The sequence below is a fragment of the SAR324 cluster bacterium genome, from assembly GCA_029245725.1.
GTDB lineage: Bacteria > SAR324 > SAR324 > SAR324 > NAC60-12 > JCVI-SCAAA005.
Genome location: JAQWOT010000271.1, coordinates 1 through 16,411 on the forward strand (window position 1 = coordinate 1; position 16,411 = coordinate 16,411).

Genomic DNA, 16,411 nt, shown 5'->3' on the forward strand with positions numbered 1-16,411 from the left:
ACCATGCGCTTAATTCTCAAAAGTCACACCGTCGTTCTGTCATATTTGTTGTTCTATCAGATACCCTGAATGTTTCAGCAAATTGCTGCTAGTTAAGATTCATGGCGGTAGAAAGCCAAGTGATTTTGAAACTCAGTCAATGTTCGGCCAGTAACCACCCGCCACAAATGGTTAAAGAACCTGTACTTTTTGTTCTTCTCAAACATCGACAAACAAACTGTGATGTTGTAAAGAATATTATCCATTCTGTTGAATTCTGTTATAGTTAGTATACTTAATTTTTCGCAGGAGCATCGCTATGGCTATTGCCATAAGACATATATTTGAGCCTACTGAGGGTGTTTTTGCCCCATACGAACATAGACGCTTAGCGAATGATTTTCCTGCAGGCAAGCTACCTGGAGTTCGAAGCGTCACTGTCTATCGTGGCACAGATAAAAAAATCATGGTTGGAGAGGCCGTTTTGGAAAATAAAGCTGTTCTTGAAACTTGGGAAGACTGGAACAACTCTTTAAAGGAGCAGAGTGGGGCCAAAAATTCATGACAACTGGTAAATTCGTAAAAAGAGTAATTTTTGAAATTGTTGAATAAATTTTCAGGTCTCATCAAAGCTACTTAATCTACCAAGAATATTGACTTGATAGATGCCATTGCTATTGGCTCATCTGTTTTGATCATCAAAATCATAGTATTGTTGCCTGCGGTAGCTAATATAGGCGCTGAGCCCTTGTCACGGTCTGTCTGCTCAATTACTACCACAACAAATTACTAGTTCGGTAAATATCTGGCTTCCCACTGGTCATTCTTGGATTCCCCTTTGACATTATGAAGTTGCCCATCAATCCTGAGAAAGACACTTTTTTTAGAAGTAGACTGGAGACAATAACCAAGGAGTGAAGATGAGTAATATAGGGTTCCCCTGTAGCGAAATTTGGAGGAAGAGGATGTATAAGAAAATGGTCAACCCACTGGCACACGGAGTCAGCAAGCATCATTTAAGGAAAGATCCACCTGCATCTGAACAGTCAGATGCTGCAAGTCGATCATGGGGAAATGCAACCCAACAGGCACTTTACGAAAAGGGAGGTGATTAAAAAATCTGAAAGGATTTTGAATAAATAAGCTTCTGCCTTCCAAAGTGACTATGCACTATACCCTCATGATTTCCGAATTGCTCAGGGTTGATCAGCACCAGCGATCAAGTGGTGGTCGAAAAAAGATCCCTTATAAGTCAAAGGCCACGGATTGGAAAAAAATTTCTAATGTGAGATCGAAAATAGTGAGAACTGCTAGTTTTTTTCCAGTCACCAGCTGTGTTGCAGAAGGCTATTTCAAGCTTTGAGTTCACCTCATACCTCAAAACATGAGTGTTTGACCATGCTCAAGAACACGGAATTCCAGTGGGTTGATTCCTTGTTCCATAAGCTCCTGCAATAATCTCTGTGGAGGTTCTAGAAGTGGTTCTTCAGTTAAGTTCAAAAAGGTTCCCCAGTGCATTCCTATGGATTGGCGACTCTCGACATCAAGGTGAATTTTGACAGCCTCTTCTGGATTAACATGCATATCCTTCATAGACCATCGGGGTGCATATGCCCCGATGGGGATTAAAGAAAGATCCATCGGGCCATAACGCTTACCGATTTCTACAAAATCTTTTGAATAGCCAGTATCTCCAGCAAAAAAGAATTTTTGTTGAGGAGATTTGACGACCCACCCTGCCCAAAGAGTCTTGTTTGTATCAAACAAACCTCGTTTGCTCCAGTGCTGAACAGGAACTGCTGTAAAATTCCACTGACCAATCTGTTCACTCTGCCACCAATCTAGTTCAATCACCTTCTCAGTAATTCCAATGTTTGCAAACCAACTTTTCAGACCGAGTGGAACTAGAAAATAAGGAGGTTTTTCTAGCTGTTGCTTTGTGAGTGCTAATACCGATTTACGATCAAGGTGATCATAGTGATTGTGTGAAATTATAACGTAATCAATCAATGGTAATTCGTTCAATTTTATACCAGGAGGATTGAGTCGCTCAGGCCCAATAAATTCTACTGGGGATGCACGATTACTAAGGTGAGGGTCGGTAATGATATTGATGCCCAGGTGTTGCCAAAGAAAGGTTGAATGACCAATCCAAGTGAGTGTTGTTTCCGTTCGATTATTTTTCAAAAATTCAATCTGGGGTCGAATTTGCTTCAAGCTTACTGGCTGTTGAGGAACCCTACCCCAGAAACGTCTCCAGAGTTTGGGGAAATCCTTTGTCATTCTCCCAGGAGGTAAATAATTATTTTGAAATCCAGAAGGAGTGTGATGGGAAGGACGATTGATGGAAGATCCTTTGTGAGAATTGCAACCACCTAATGCAATCAAAAAGATCACTAGAAACCAGCCAAGAAAGCAAACATACTTCATTAGTTCCCCCTACCAATTATTTCAACAGATACGTAGGTATTGTAGATTTTTGAAGGAGTTGAACCTACAGAGCAACCACAAATAAGAAATTTTTCCAAAATTATGAAGTCTTCTCAGTTTAGTGAATTAAACCCATATTAATGTAACCAATTTGATTTTAGACAACTATTGTAGTAAAAGCTTCACGAAGCCTTGTTTGCTTGAATAAGGGTGTCTAAACAAATAATTCAGATTTTTTAATACTATGATTTAGTGGTAGATTAAAAATTTAATTAAACATTTTTATTATTTAGACTATTTTTACAAAAAAATTCCTACTGTAATATTAGACTTTGATAATTAATTTAAAAGTTGAACTAGAAAACAGATATGTTCCAATCTTTAAAAATTTATTTGAGTATATTATTCATGACTGTTGCCTATCCAGCTTTTTCATTTCAGAACCCACTTGACCTCTATGATTTCAGCGCATCAGAGACTTCTGGAAGTTGGATAATTGTCAATGATGGGGTCATGGGAGGATTCTCAAGATCACAACTAAGCTTCAGTTCAACTGGGACCTTACTATTTCAAGGGAGTGTTTCACTCGACTTTGGTGGTGGATTCACATCAGTGAGATCTGTTTTCGAGACTGTAGACGCAGGAAACTACAACGGACTCCTAATCATGGTGAAAGGGGATGGAAAAACATATCAACTTCGGGTGTGGCATCAGAAACAGTTTGATGGAGTAGCTTTTTTCCAACATTTTGAGACAACAAGAGGCGAGTAGTTGGAGATCTTTTTGCCTTTTATCCGTTTTCAAACTAGCTACCGAGGCAGACTGTTACCTGATCATCCAACACTCAATCGAAGAGAAATTTCTCAAATTGGTCTAATGGTCAGTGATAAACAAAAAGGAGAATTTAGTTTAGAAGTTAAACGCATTAGTTTCTTTGATGAGGAAAGAACAAAAAAAAGAAAAATACTGACTCCTAAAGAAATTTTTAATTTTAAAAAAATCCATGGATTTTATATTTTTCTCTAAATCTTTTTGTCATCAATAATGAGTTTATATCAAATTCAATTTATTTATTCTTTAGGAGTTCAATGAAAGAATTCAGACTGTCATCTGAACAACTTGATAACTTCCTTGATGATGGTTTCTTAATAATTCCAAATTTATTGGATGCTAAAGAAACAGATCTCCTTTTAACAGCAGCTAGTGCTGATCCAATGATGAAGGAAAATGTCTTTGATGTAAGCGATCGGAAAGGACAAACCAGCCAAATGACACTTTGGAATCATCCTGGTGATGATCTTTGGGGGATGGTAAGCCGCTCGAGCCGTATCGTAACCTCAATGGAAAAACTACTTGACGGGGAGGTTTATCACTACCATTCCAAGCTTATCCTGAAAAAACCAAATGAAGGGGGTGCTTGGGAGTGGCACCAAGATTATGGCTATTGGTACAAGAATGGGTGCTTGTTTCCTCACATGGCAAGTTGCTGGATCGCCTTAAACCGTGCCGATAAAGAAAATGGATGTCTTCAGGTCATTCGGGGTTCTCACAAAGCAGGTCGCATCGAACATGGTGTTTATTCGACCCAACACTGTGCTGACCCTGAACGTGTTGAACAGTTACTTAATCGGTTAGAACTTATCTACTGTGAACTAGAACCGGGCTCCGCAGTTTTTTTCCATTGCAACACTCTTCATCGATCTGATGCTAACATTAGCGAGCGAGACCGCTGGAATTTAATCTGCTGCTACAACGCTGCTAAGAATGATCCCTATTTTTCATCACATCATCCCCAATACACTCCGCTGAAAAAAGTCCCTGACACTGCGATCAAACAAATGGGGCTGCAACTTAGTGCCGGCCCTGAATCATTCTACAAACCCGATGAATCAAGCATTTCACGAGCTCATACAGCAAAGTGAATACATGAGTATTATTCAGTGTTGTTGAAGCTGAGCACTCCTACACGACTCCTGGGTTTTGAAGTTAACAATGAGAGAATTTCCAATATGAATCAACAACCCAATATCATCTTCATTATGGCCGATGATCATGCTGCAAGAGCCATCAGTTGCTATGGGGCAGGAATCAATGAGACCCCAAATATCGATCGGCTTGCCGAAGAGGGCATTCGCCTTAATCACTGTTATGTTACCAACTCAATTTGTACTCCAAGTCGGGCTGCTATTCTTACGGGCACATACAACCATGTAAATTGTGTCTTCACTCTCCAGACACCGATCAACAACAGAATGCCAAATGTGGCAAAACACCTGAGGACTGGCAACTATCAGACTGCTGTCATTGGGAAGTGGCATTTGGGTGAAGGAAAAGAACACGAGCCTACCGGATTTGATTTTTGGTCAGTGTTACCTGGACAGGGAGAATATTTTGATCCTTACATGATTGAGATGGGCGAAACCATTGAAGTGCCAGGTTATGCTACAGATATCATCACTGATAAAAGCCTCAACTGGCTCAAGTCACGAGATCTTGAAAAACCATTCTTTTTGATGTGCCTACACAAAGCCCCCCACCGAGAATGGGAGCCCCATCCAAAAAACAGGGGGCTCTATCAAGCTGACATAGCGGTGCCAGAAACTTTTGATGATGACTATAAAAATCGTGCCCGGGCTGCCAAAGAAGCCAAAATGCGAATCAAAGATGACATGAAGTACTCTGACCTCGGACTCGTTCAACCCGAGGGTGGATTGGAAGTTGGTGAGCGTACAAGAATCGGTAGTACCAATCGAAAAGTCCCCAACCCCTCAGATGTCAGCAGCCTACGACTAATTGATAAGGAGACTGGAGAGGCCTTTACTTTTCAAAACCGCGAAGAGCTTAGTCATTTCAAATACCAGCGTTATCTCAAGCGCTACTTACGTACTATTCATTCCATTGATGAGAGTGTTGGTAAAATTCTGGATTACCTTGATGATACTGGAATGGCTGAGAATACCCTTGTCATCTATACATCTGACCAAGGATTCTTTCTTGGAGAACATGGCTGGTATGACAAACGATTCATGTATGAGGAATCATTTCAAATGCCTTTCCTTGCTCGTTTCCCAGCTGAAATTCCGATGGGGTCAGTTTGTGAAAATGTTTGCTGTAATGTTGATTTTGCTCCAACATTTCTTGATTTCGCAGGTCTCTCTATTCCAAGTTATATGCAGGGGAGAAGTCTTCGGCCGTTGTTCCTTGGAGAGGTTCCAGGCGATTGGTCTGAAATCACTTATCATCGCTATTGGATGCATCGTGATCCGGATCATAACGCATACTCTCATTACGGAATTCGAAATCAACGGTACAAACTCATTTATTGGTATAATGAGGGCTATGATCTGCCAGGTACGAATCACGGTGGCGAAGACCGTGAATGGGAACTTTTTGATTGCAAGAAAGATCCTCTGGAGTTGTTTAACTGTTATTCACAGCCAGAGTACCAAGAAGTTGTCAACACTATGAAAATTGAACTTTTGAAGAAGATGAGGGAAATAGGAGATGAACCGGAACACATTTAAAATCGTATTAAGAACAAGCCAAATTGAAGGCTGATATCTGTTGGATTTTTTTCATGGTTTTAAAATCTTTGTAACCTTGGAATCCATTTTCCTTGAGCTTTTAGCCGCTCACACAGCTCCCAAAGAGCAATTTTGTTAGAGTCGTATTTAAGAAGTTTTTGTGCTTTGGTAGCATCACACCAACAATAATCACAATGCTCTGATGACAAAGTAGGTTCACCCATGACTTCCACTGAGAATGCATACTCCGGAACAACAAGCAGGTGATTAGGCCAATACTTGTGATCATTAAATATTATTTTTGGCAGGGTACACATTGAATCCAGTTGCAGCCAGTTTTTGCCCAAAAGTGCTGTTTCCTCATTCAATTCTCTTTTAGCAGCTTCCAGAGAGGTCTCAGTATCTTCCCCACCACCTGATATGGGCTGCCAGAAGCCAAGATCTCTTCGAAGACAAATGAGAAAAAGGATGGTTTCACCTTTCTGTTTGTAAGGAAAAACCAAAACTTGAAATGGTGCTCTCATTCAATTTCCTCAATCACACTGAAGTGATCATTTCTTGAGTTGAAGAAATCCGCTGCACATCAGCAAGATTTCTAAAAATATATTTCTAAACAATAGTTTAAGCTTCAATTTACAAAAATACAGCAAGAACCCCTAGCTTCCCCAGAGGGTGCTTGCCAACAATTGAATTTTAGAGGATCTTCCTCATTTTTTGTCTTGGAATCAATAGCTATTGCCCTAGGAGTGATTCAAGGTCTTGATGACTATGCTGGATTTTTAAACAAGGCTCGTGTCATCGTATATCATTAAATTTTTGAAACTAATCCAGACTCATTATCACAGTCCAATTTTTTAGTGAGGTGTATTTTGACTGAAAAAAAGTGGATCGAAAAAATAGTTGCTCCAAATGAAAAGCACTGGGTTGGTGATGGTTTTCATGTTAGTACGATTTTCTCTATGCACTCTGAAGATACCGAAAGTATCAGTCCATTTTTGATGATGGATCATGCTGCTCCCAAATATTTTCCACCAACCCAAAGGAAACGTGGAGTTGGAGAGCACCCCCATCGGGGGTTTGAAACCGTAACTTTTGCAATCAAAGGGGAGGTGGAGCATCGGGACTCTGGGGGTGGTGGAGGCAAGATCACCACTGGCGGTATTCAGTGGATGACAGCAGGTTCCGGTGTCGTTCATGATGAATTCCATTCACGCGAGTTTTCTCAAAAAGGAGGTGATTTTGAGATGATCCAACTATGGGTCAACCTTCCTTCAAAATTTAAGATGACTCCACCTCGGTATCAGTCCTTTGAGAAAGGTGATTTTCCAATAATTGATCACGGAAATCACGAAATTACCGTCAAGGTTATCGCGGGAAACTTTAGTACAGTCACTTCCCCAGTGAAAACTTTTTCCCCAATCAACATGTATGAACTCAATGGCCCCTCCAGTTCCCAGCTAGAAATACAGCTGCCTGTAGGAAGCAACACCTTAGTTTTTCAACTTTCAGGTAAGTCATCTATTGGTGATCGGCAGATCGAGAAAGGGAATCTCGCCATTCTTAGCAAATCAGGAGATTCTTTTAAACTAGAACTTTTAGAGGAATCTAAAGTGATGATTCTAAACGGGGAACCCCTTGGCGAGCCTGTAGCGGCTTATGGGCCTTTCGTAATGAACACACGCCAAGAATTAATGGAAGCATTCAAAGATTTTCAGGCGGGTAAAATGGGGCAGTTGGTCAACTAGGTCGGTTAAAAAAGAAGGCAAGCCGTTGGTTGGAAAACACAATGATATTCAATATGATAAAAGGAAAATTTGGTCAATTCCGTTCACCAAGCAAGCGAAAATGTTTTTCAGTTTGTTGGCTAATTTATAATTTATAAACGACAAACACCTTATTCACTCCCAAATTGATACTCCTCTTCTACCAGTTAATCCAAATTTTCTTAATATTAAATTCGTCATATGCCCAAATCTACTCTGGTGAAATCCTGATAACACGGAGGACGTCACGGCCTTGCTGAGCATTGGGGCCGAGAAGAGATTTCGCTGCAAATTTCACAATGAAGATTGGCTTTCTAAGAAGTATCTCCGCATCACTTAAAGTAAAAGAAGGAGGATGCGGGGGTACAAGACTAAATATAAAACTGAAAAACATAATATTAGTTTATTTTATCCATGGATTAAACTCATATCACAAAAACAGTCTGATTCTATCACTTACTAGTATTGCCTTACGAAATAAACCCATCAGGTCTAGTCTAAATCTCTTGTTCCTATCTCAAGGCTCTTGGCCACCTTCGTAACAAAATTTGACTTTCAGGAGATGCTTTGGATTCAGTAACACAAGCCGTCTTAGGTGGCGCTGTCAGTTACGCTGTCTTAGGTCGTCGCCTTGGCAAACGTGCCACACTGTATGGAATAGCCTTGGGAACCCTGCCCGATCTGGATGTGCTGATTGATTTTGGTGGTCCAATTGAGAACATGACGCACCATCGCGGTTTCTCTCACTCCTTTTTGGTGCAAGCTTTAGTAGCGCCGCTTTTCGTCGTACTTTTGTCGCGATTGCCTTACGGGCGTGATGCTTCTTGGATCCGTTGGTACGTTGCAATATATCTTTCTTTCGCCACCCATTCACTTGCTGATTTATTCACGGTTTATGGCACACAGATCCTCTGGCCTTTGACAGATCACCCGTTTGCACACTCAATTTTATTTATCGTAGATCCAGTCTACACCATCCCACTGCTTTTTGCCGTGATCAGCACATTTCTGATGCGTGACCGAAATCAAGCCTTGAAACTCAATGCCTACATGCTAGGACTCTCCACTCTCTACCTCGTATGGAGTACCGGAGCCAAGTGGATCATTGATAATCGAGTCCAAATGGCATTGGCCAGCCGAGGGATTTCAGCTCAAGTATATGAGTCAACACCCGCCCCTCTGAATACCATATTATGGCGTGGAGTCGCAGTGGAAGGTGATCAATACTTCGAAATTTGGGCATCTATCTTTGATGAAGTGGATCAAATTCAGATTCGTGGTTTCCCTCGCAACATAGATCTACTTTTACCCATAGAGAATCACCCGAATATAGAGCGTCTGCGCTGGTTTACCAAAGGCCAATATAAGGTCTGGCGATCAGATGATGAGATCATCATCTCTGATCTTCGGATGGGGGTTGAGGGAGCTTATGTATTTAATTTTGAAGTCGGTCGTGAAATCGACAATCAAACAAATATTGGCAGTTTTCAACAAATTCCACAGAGACTAGATTTTTCCGGTTTGCAGTCTGTCTTGGCCCGGATATTTGATCCAACAGTCAGCGTATCCAATCCCAATTAGGCCTGCCCTGCTTTTTGAACGAGAAATTTATTGAAAAAATATAAAAATGTGAGAGAGCTCTGTTATGAGCAATTATGAAACTGAGTTCGCATCAAAGAAACCTTCAAAACATTGCCTTTAAATTATTATGAATTTCGTATTCTGCATCAGTTGATCTTCATTCAAGCCCAGTATCTATCTTGGTTGGCTCCTACAATCGCTTTGAGTTTGTAAGCTGTTAGCCTAAGATTTCAGCCCAGCCTTTCCAGTTTCTCCCCCTGACCTCCTCCCCAATCGACCACCCTCAGATTAAAGTCTAGCTGAATTAAAGAAACATTGAACAATGTGTCGGGATCACGAGTTCATAGGCAATCTATAATGGATAACATCATGTCAAAGTCTTTCAAAATAAATTTCGAATATCTAATTGGGATTTTAATCATCGCTGTGCATTGCTTAGCTATCCTCTGATGTCTGGCAAGCATCGGTAAAATTTAAAGTTCAGTTGATCAGTATTTAGGGAATGTGAATTCGCAAAGCCAATTCTTCAAACCAGGGAGACAGATGAGATACATGATATCAATCAAATCCAAACTAATTGATTGGGCTCTGCACTTTAAGCCTCAACCTGGAGAGCTTTCTGAATCTGAGCCTGGCTATGCAAAAGACCTGTCTCAACAGCACCAGTTTTTGTGGGATGTCAGATCTTTATTTACTTGATATAATTTGCAAAAAATAGATTCTAATTTCCATTGGGATCGATTTTGAATGGTAAATAGCCGATTCCCTTAAAGTTGAGTATAAGGCTGAGATTGCCCACACTTAATAATATTCAGTTTCCCAAAGTCATCCATGGGTGAAATTGTCATTCCCAAATAAGGTAGTTTCCATTGTGGACTCTTGGGGAATTAGCCAGCATACATCATCAAGTGGAAGCCAAAGTTTGGAGTTTTATTGCGCAGTCCAAGCTCCATCAATCGGTATCGCCATACCGGTGACACTTGCAGCAGCCTCACTCATCAAATAAATGCATAAACTACCAATTTGTTCTGGAGTCACAAAAGTCTGACTTGGTTGACGTTCATGAATTAGTACACTAGCCTCCTTCTCAAAACTTCTACCACTCATCTCCGATCGGACGTGTATCTGTGATTCTACGAGCGGTGTTCTGACCCATCCAGGGCAGATCGCGTTGACGGTAATTCCATCAGTTGCACATTCAAGAGCTACTGTTTTCGTTAGACCCACCACACCATGCTTTGCAGAGACGTAAGCAGATTTATTTGTAGAAGCAACCAGACCATGCACAGAGGAAATATTGATGATGCGCCCAAAGCCTCGACTGCGCATACCCTCAATGACGGAAGCAATGGTATGGAAGTGTGCTGTTAGATTAATAGCTATCACATCATCCCATTTGGAAATTGGAAATTTTTCAATCGGGGCTACATGTTGAACACCTGCATTGTTGACCAACACATCGATTGGGCCCATTGTATTTTCGGCAGTGGCAATCATTTTTCTAATAGCCTCTCCATCACACATATCGGCATCAAAATAATGGACACTGGTGGCGCCCAAATCAGTTAATTTCTCACTAATTGTAATTGTTTCTTCGAGGTCAGCTATGCCATTATAGGAAATTTGGTGCCCTTCAGAAGCAAGAATTTGCGCTATTTCAAGGCCAATTCCGCTTGTCGCACCAGTGATAAAAACATTATAAGTTGTCATTTAGCTACCTTATGATTGTGAACCATAAAACTTAAAATTAATGGTAATATCCTTGTGTTAAGAATACAAATTTCTTAGATTAATCAAATTGATTCAAAATTTATATTAAATATTTAATTTATTATCAATGTGATAATAAATTCTTTGTTACATTCTTAGAAACGAGAAGAGGAAGTCGTGAATGATGATTTAGTTTATTCAAGCGAATTGGGTGACTTAAGAAAAGAAAAAACTAAAATTTCTAAAGATGATGTTGAGGTTGACGAATCTTCTCTGCAACTTCTAGTTCGGCGGTTGACTTCCGGTAAAGGTCGAACTGTGATTGAAATCAACGGCCTACCATCCAATAAAAACTGGTGTAAGGGACTTGCCAAAGACTTGAAGAAAAGAATTGGTGTTGGCGGCTCTTACAAAAATGACATCATTGAAGTTCATGGTGAGAATTACGAGAAGGTAGCAAAATTTTTAGAGTCGAAAAAGATTATTTTTAAAAAAATTGGTGGATAACAATAGACAATCTTGTATAAGTTCACATTATTAATTGATAGGTATATTTTAAAACAAAAAATCGAATATATTAGAATCTTTTTATGCATGAAAAATTAATTTAAATAATCCATAATAAATAAAAACTTTAGGCTAATCTTTTATAAAAATAAGTAATATACCTGAGATTTTTCAATGAAGAAAAGCATTCTTTTAGCACTCCCAATTTTATTTCTCACTGCAAATCTATATGGTTATAAGCCAGAAGATTTAGGAAAACTCCAAGATTCAAAGAATTGTTCCAAGTGTGACCTCAGTGGAGCCAATTTTTATGAAGCAGATCTTCAGGAGGTTAATCTGAATGGAGCTATTTTACACCATGCCAACCTAAGAAGATCAAACTTGAGTGGTGCAGATCTAGGCGGTGCTATGCTGTTTAGGGCTGATTTATTTGGAGCTAATCTGACGAATACAAATCTAGAGGGAGCTAAATTCTGTAATACTATTCTTCCCTTGGGTTCCATATCTGTCAAAGATTGTTGACTGCTATTAGCAAGTAAAGTATCAATTCCAGTTTTGAAAACCTGAGTCCTTTAGTTCATCGAAAACTCAAAGAACTGTTAAGATAAGATAATTCATTGATGTATCAATTTGACTCCATATTGAATTTCTTGAATGTGATTCTGAATGAAATGTTACAAGCCAAACACTTTAAAAAATTGATTTGACCTCATTATTCTCGGTTATCCACTTAAAATTCAGCAAACAATAGTTGAGAAGAAATATGACCTCTAGCCCAATCATGACAACCATTGATTTTGAAAAGGAAGGTAAACAAACAGGCTACCTCAGACTTCCTCATTCTGTCCATCGATCAGCCTACGGCTGGATTCCGTTTCCAGTTGCTTGTATTAGAAATGGAGAAGGGCCTACCGCACTTCTTCTCGCTGGCACCCATGGCGATGAATACGAAGGACAAGTCACTCTTTCAAAACTGATTTACGAACTGGAACCCCAAGACATTAAAGGTAGGGTGATCATCCTGCCGATGCTCAATTTTCCAGCATCCAAGGCGGGACTCCGAACATCACCAATTGACGATCTGAACTTGAATCGTGTTTATCCTGGAGATCCTGAGGGTTCTCCAACTCTTGTGATTGCGCATTATGTAGAGACCATCTTGATGCCAATGGCTGATTATGGTTTGGATCTCCATAGTGGAGGATCCTCGTTGCACTATATTCCCAGTGCGGTTGGAGCCGTAGAGACCGATTCAGAGCGGTTACAGGAAATTCAAAGGCTCATGAAAGTATTTGGAGCTCCCTATTCTTTTTTCTTTCCCGGTGGACATGCAGCGGGCACTTCTGGTAACCATGCTGCCCGGCGCCAAAATGTTCTGATGTTTGGCACTGAGATGGGAGGTAGTGGGACCATCACCGCTGAATGTTTAAAAATTTGTGAAGAGGGCACTCGTCGATTTCTTGCTGAGATTGGAGTCTTACTTAGTAGTGGAGTGGCGCCAGCTGAAACAGAATCTCGAATGCTTCACGCACCAGACTTTTCTTTCTTTAGCTATGCGGACGGTGAGGGTATCTTCGAACCCGCAGTTGGACTAGGAAGTGAGGTCAAAAAAGGAGAAATAGCTGGTTATGTACATACCCCAGAGAATCCAGGCTCAAAGCCCAAAACAGTTTATTTTGATGCAGAGGGTGTTGTGGTTTGCCAAAGAATCCCTGGACGAGTGTTGAGGGGAGATTGCCTATATCACCTAGGTTGTGATTTCTAGGACCTTTTTAAAAACATTTTAAGAAATTCAAAGTTTCTCAAAGATTTTTGGCAACAACAGTAGTAACTAAAAAGAAATTTAACAAGAACGGCAACAAAAAACTCTGTTGATATGATAATTTGTCTGATTCCCGAAAAAAGTTTCCACTGAAACTTCTTCAAATCAACTCCTTGAGCAAGGCTGCGACATCAAATAGCAAGAGCGCGAATAAGACAATTGAGACGCTTTTCAGAATTTCAAAGCGTAGATATTTCTTCCTAGTAAAGTTTGGGTAACTAGTACCACAACCCGGGCAAGATTTCGATGCTGGTAGAATTGCATGCTGACAATCCCGACATTTCGCCATATTATCCTGCAAGTCCAACAACCTCTTCTTTTCAAGAAGTAATTGCTTTTTCTCCAGAAGAATCTGCCTCTCTTCTTCGATTGTCATTACACCACAGTCCTCACAACTGGCCGCAGTCGCTGGAATCGATCGCCCACAAGTTCTACATTCTTTAAAAATCTTTTTTTCAATTCGTCTTCAAAACTAAGTAAAATCCGTCTATCTTTCGTCAACTAATGACTTATGATACCGATGTTTTAAAAAGGAACCATAATATGAAATTCTTTCTGAGCCTAGCGCTCATCCTCCTACCCATTCAAATCTATGGACAAATCTACACCATTCAAGTCAATGATTATCAGGGTAATGGTTGGGAACATACAGTACGACTAGACCCATTTACTGATGAAAAAATCTCCACAGTGAGTAAGGCAGCCAAAGATGGGCCAGACACCTCTGTTAGCAAACCAGTTTTGTTTGTCAGGAGTAATGGAGATATTTATGTGGATTGGAAGCGCTTCATTAGCAAAAATAGATTCGACCAGCCATTAAGATACCGTTTTGACAAGGGAGAGATCGAAAACACGAAAGTTGCCACCTCGACCAAAGCCAATTTGACTTTCCTTGTTATCGGGGAAAACTTGAAATCGTATCTAAACTTCATCAAACACATTAGAGACTCGATGACTTTAGCGGTTGGAATAGAGGATTCAGAAGGAGTTGAGTATGTAGCAGCCTTTGATCTGACAGGTTCCTCAAAGGCGTTTTCTTTGATTGAGGAGGAGGGGGAGAGTCCTGAGGTGCAGTTTGAGTCCATACAGATCACCAAAACTCAACTAAGGGATTTGGAAACCGCCCTGAGTTTGTATGAGGCTCATAACAGCCGTTTTCCTACAACCGAGCAAACTTTGAGTGCACTGCTGCAGCAACCCATTGTTGGGAGCAATTACGAGAACTGGAAAGGACCTTATTTTCGAAGTCAACAAATACCCGTTGATGGGTGGGGGAATCCCTACAATTATACTAGTGATGGAACTCGCTACCTCATTCTATCTCTTGGGGCCGATGGAAAGAGCGGGGGAGTTGGAGTGAATGCTGATGTTTCAGCAATCGGAAAACTCTATTGGGGAAAAAATGTAGACAATTGATCAACTTCTACCAAAGCTAAGATCATAATTTTCTGAAAAATTAACGGCTCAGTAATTTAAGATCAACATCACTCTGTTATTACTAGAAATTTTTGGATCATCACTTAAAGATCATAAGTTTTCATCACTCGGGAATTAAGAAGCTTTGAGAACTTTTTCCAGCCAGAAAGATGCAGCAATTACCTTTGCATCTTCTCCTTGTCGAGCAACCACTTGAATCCCATTTGGCCTTCCATTTTCACTCTGTAGCCCGGGGACGTTTATGGCTGGAACTCCCAATAGGCTCCAAAGTCGATTGAAAATTGGATCTCCTGTCCCTTCTTCGATCGGCGGAGGAACTCCGGGTGAACTTGGGATGATCAATACATCAAAGTCACAATAGCACGGTCAAATCCCCCTTCTTAATGTTCCAATTTTCTGAATATCTGCTAAGTGGCACTCTGTTTTGGTAGCCTCTCCTTCTTCTAAAATTAAGGCTAACTTAGAACTGACTAAAGGTCGGTAGGCCTTCCATTCAAAATGCAGGGCATCAAATGCTTCTCTAGCAAGGACTCTTTTGTGGAGTTCCACTTCATCACCAAATTGAGGTGGCAGATGAAACTCGTCTACAATCACACTATTCATTGACTTAAGATCGTAAACTAGTTCCTCCCAAACCCTAGTTAGATCATCACTGGCAGCTTGCCAATAAGGGCTACAACAAAGACCAACTTTTCTTGGTTGATTGTCTTCTCTACATTGAACCATCCAATGATTATCTGTAAGGCTATCCATCAAGAGAGTCGTATCCTCCAGACATTTAGCAAACACTCCAAAGCTTCTGGCTAGAGCCTTCTCTCCCGAGAGATCTAGAGTTCCAATGGTTGATTTAAACCCCACAACACCGCAGTAGGGGGCTGGCCGATAATAGATCCAGCCGTTTGAGAACCGAGTGCCCAAGGGACCATCCCCGAAGCAACAGCAGCTGCAGATCCAATGGATGACCCCCCAGGAGTTCTGCCTGGGGCAGCTGGATTTTTTGTGTCCGCCACTTGAAAAGTGGCAAACTCAGTTGTGACAGTTTTGCCCATCAGAATTCCACCAGCTGCTCTAAGACGTGAAACGGCATCGATTGCCTTTTTATGATGCAGCGGGGCCTCAAGGCTTTGATAAATCTTTGAACCAAAGCCAGTCTCAGTCCCAGCAACATCGATGATGTCTTTGATGGCGACTGGTAACCCAAGCAATTTTTGTTGATGGTTCAATTCTTTTTGACCCGAACTTCTTTTGATGAGAAGCCCTAGAATCAGTTAGATTTTCTTCAAATTTTGACTGGAGATCATCAGAAAGGTACTCAACTTGTTGCTTAATTTCATTTTCATCAATAGTAGTCCACACATTCAGATCATCATTCATGGATTTCTCGATGAATGGTTGGTAATAATTTGAAATAGAAAGGGATCCCCTCTTTATTTGGTCTTGGGCATTCTTTTCAGAGGTTTTATCTTTCTGGATTTTCAATGAATGACTTTCAATTTAGTCTTCTTAACTATCTTTTAAACTAAATAAAATCAATAAGTTGGATACTTTTTTACAACTTTTACTGAAGAATCCAACATAATTTCTCTTTAATCTTCGAAATCATCAAGTAATAGGAATTTTCTTCGAGAAACAACACCCAAAGAGACTTTCCCTTGAGG

Annotated in this window: 15 protein-coding genes and 2 pseudogenes; 11 read left to right on the plus strand and 6 right to left on the minus strand. The window is 40.5% G+C overall.

Annotated elements, in window-relative coordinates; translation table 11 throughout:
* The first annotated feature begins 298 nt into the window (after positions 1–298).
* Positions 299–544, plus strand: coding sequence for a hypothetical protein (locus P8O70_14955; protein MDG2198148.1), 246 nt, complete (start codon positions 299–301; stop codon positions 542–544).
* A 400-nt stretch (positions 545–944) separates the two neighbouring features.
* Positions 945–1,094 carry a hypothetical protein gene (locus P8O70_14960; protein ID MDG2198149.1) on the plus strand — a complete coding sequence of 50 codons (150 nt, stop codon included), beginning with the start codon at positions 945–947 and terminating at the stop codon, positions 1,092–1,094.
* A gap of 262 nt (positions 1,095–1,356) precedes the next feature.
* Here P8O70_14960 and P8O70_14965 read toward each other — a convergent pair whose 3' ends face one another.
* A complete protein-coding gene (locus P8O70_14965; GenBank protein ID MDG2198150.1) occupies positions 1,357–2,262 on the minus strand; it encodes an MBL fold metallo-hydrolase in 906 nt (301 codons plus the stop codon).
* 555 nt (positions 2,263–2,817) lie between these two features.
* Between P8O70_14965 and P8O70_14970 the strand changes: the two are divergent.
* The 3 genes and pseudogenes from P8O70_14970 (at position 2,818) to P8O70_14980 (ending at position 5,933) form a co-directional block, all read left to right on the plus strand.
* A pseudogene (locus tag P8O70_14970) lies at positions 2,818–3,435 on the plus strand (CIA30 family protein).
* A gap of 62 nt (positions 3,436–3,497) precedes the next feature.
* Positions 3,498–4,331 (plus strand): phytanoyl-CoA dioxygenase family protein, encoded by an 834-nt coding sequence (locus P8O70_14975; protein MDG2198151.1) that lies wholly within the window; start codon positions 3,498–3,500, stop codon positions 4,329–4,331.
* 87 nt (positions 4,332–4,418) lie between these two features.
* Complete coding sequence (locus P8O70_14980; protein ID MDG2198152.1) at positions 4,419–5,933, plus strand: sulfatase; 1,515 nt, start codon at positions 4,419–4,421, stop codon at positions 5,931–5,933.
* 59 nt (positions 5,934–5,992) lie between these two features.
* Here P8O70_14980 and P8O70_14985 read toward each other — a convergent pair whose 3' ends face one another.
* On the minus strand, positions 5,993–6,457 hold the full coding sequence (locus tag P8O70_14985) for an NUDIX pyrophosphatase (GenBank protein ID MDG2198153.1): 465 nt from the start codon (positions 6,455–6,457) through the stop codon (positions 5,993–5,995).
* 345 nt (positions 6,458–6,802) lie between these two features.
* Between P8O70_14985 and P8O70_14990 the strand changes: the two genes are divergently transcribed.
* Together P8O70_14990 and P8O70_14995 are read left to right on the plus strand one after the other, a co-directional pair.
* Positions 6,803–7,678 carry a pirin family protein gene (locus tag P8O70_14990; GenBank protein ID MDG2198154.1) on the plus strand — a complete coding sequence of 292 codons (876 nt, stop codon included), beginning with the start codon at positions 6,803–6,805 and terminating at the stop codon, positions 7,676–7,678.
* Positions 7,679–8,263: 585 nt separating this feature from the next.
* Positions 8,264–9,277, plus strand: a complete 1,014-nt coding sequence (locus tag P8O70_14995) for a metal-dependent hydrolase (GenBank protein MDG2198155.1) — start codon at positions 8,264–8,266, stop codon at positions 9,275–9,277.
* A 930-nt stretch (positions 9,278–10,207) separates the two neighbouring features.
* Here the strand turns inward: P8O70_14995 and P8O70_15000 are convergent.
* Positions 10,208–10,987 (minus strand): 3-hydroxybutyrate dehydrogenase, encoded by a 780-nt coding sequence (locus tag P8O70_15000; protein ID MDG2198156.1) that lies wholly within the window; start codon positions 10,985–10,987, stop codon positions 10,208–10,210.
* Positions 10,988–11,164: 177 nt separating this feature from the next.
* On the opposite strand from P8O70_15000, the gene P8O70_15005 reads away from it, so the two are divergent.
* The 4 genes from P8O70_15005 to P8O70_15020 all read left to right on the plus strand — a co-directional run bounded on the left by P8O70_15005 (position 11,165) and on the right by P8O70_15020 (position 14,732).
* Positions 11,165–11,494, plus strand: coding sequence for a stress response translation initiation inhibitor YciH (locus P8O70_15005; GenBank protein MDG2198157.1), 330 nt, complete (start codon positions 11,165–11,167; stop codon positions 11,492–11,494).
* A 174-nt stretch (positions 11,495–11,668) separates the two neighbouring features.
* Complete coding sequence (locus P8O70_15010; protein MDG2198158.1) at positions 11,669–12,016, plus strand: pentapeptide repeat-containing protein; 348 nt, start codon at positions 11,669–11,671, stop codon at positions 12,014–12,016.
* 241 nt (positions 12,017–12,257) lie between these two features.
* Complete coding sequence (locus P8O70_15015) at positions 12,258–13,259, plus strand: succinylglutamate desuccinylase/aspartoacylase family protein (GenBank protein MDG2198159.1); 1,002 nt, start codon at positions 12,258–12,260, stop codon at positions 13,257–13,259.
* Between the two features lie 600 nt (positions 13,260–13,859).
* Complete coding sequence (locus P8O70_15020; GenBank protein ID MDG2198160.1) at positions 13,860–14,732, plus strand: type II secretion system protein GspG; 873 nt, start codon at positions 13,860–13,862, stop codon at positions 14,730–14,732.
* 135 nt (positions 14,733–14,867) lie between these two features.
* Here P8O70_15020 and P8O70_15025 read toward each other — a convergent pair.
* From P8O70_15025 to P8O70_15035, 3 genes and pseudogenes are all read right to left on the minus strand, one after another.
* A pseudogene (locus P8O70_15025) lies at positions 14,868–15,098 on the minus strand (amidase).
* 21 nt (positions 15,099–15,119) lie between these two features.
* Positions 15,120–15,611, minus strand: coding sequence for a hypothetical protein (locus tag P8O70_15030; protein ID MDG2198161.1), 492 nt, complete (start codon positions 15,609–15,611; stop codon positions 15,120–15,122).
* Complete coding sequence (locus P8O70_15035) at positions 15,581–15,976, minus strand: amidase family protein (protein ID MDG2198162.1); 396 nt, start codon at positions 15,974–15,976, stop codon at positions 15,581–15,583. The genes P8O70_15030 and P8O70_15035 overlap by 31 nt, the downstream gene beginning before the upstream one ends.
* Positions 15,977–16,411: the final 435 nt, after the last annotated feature.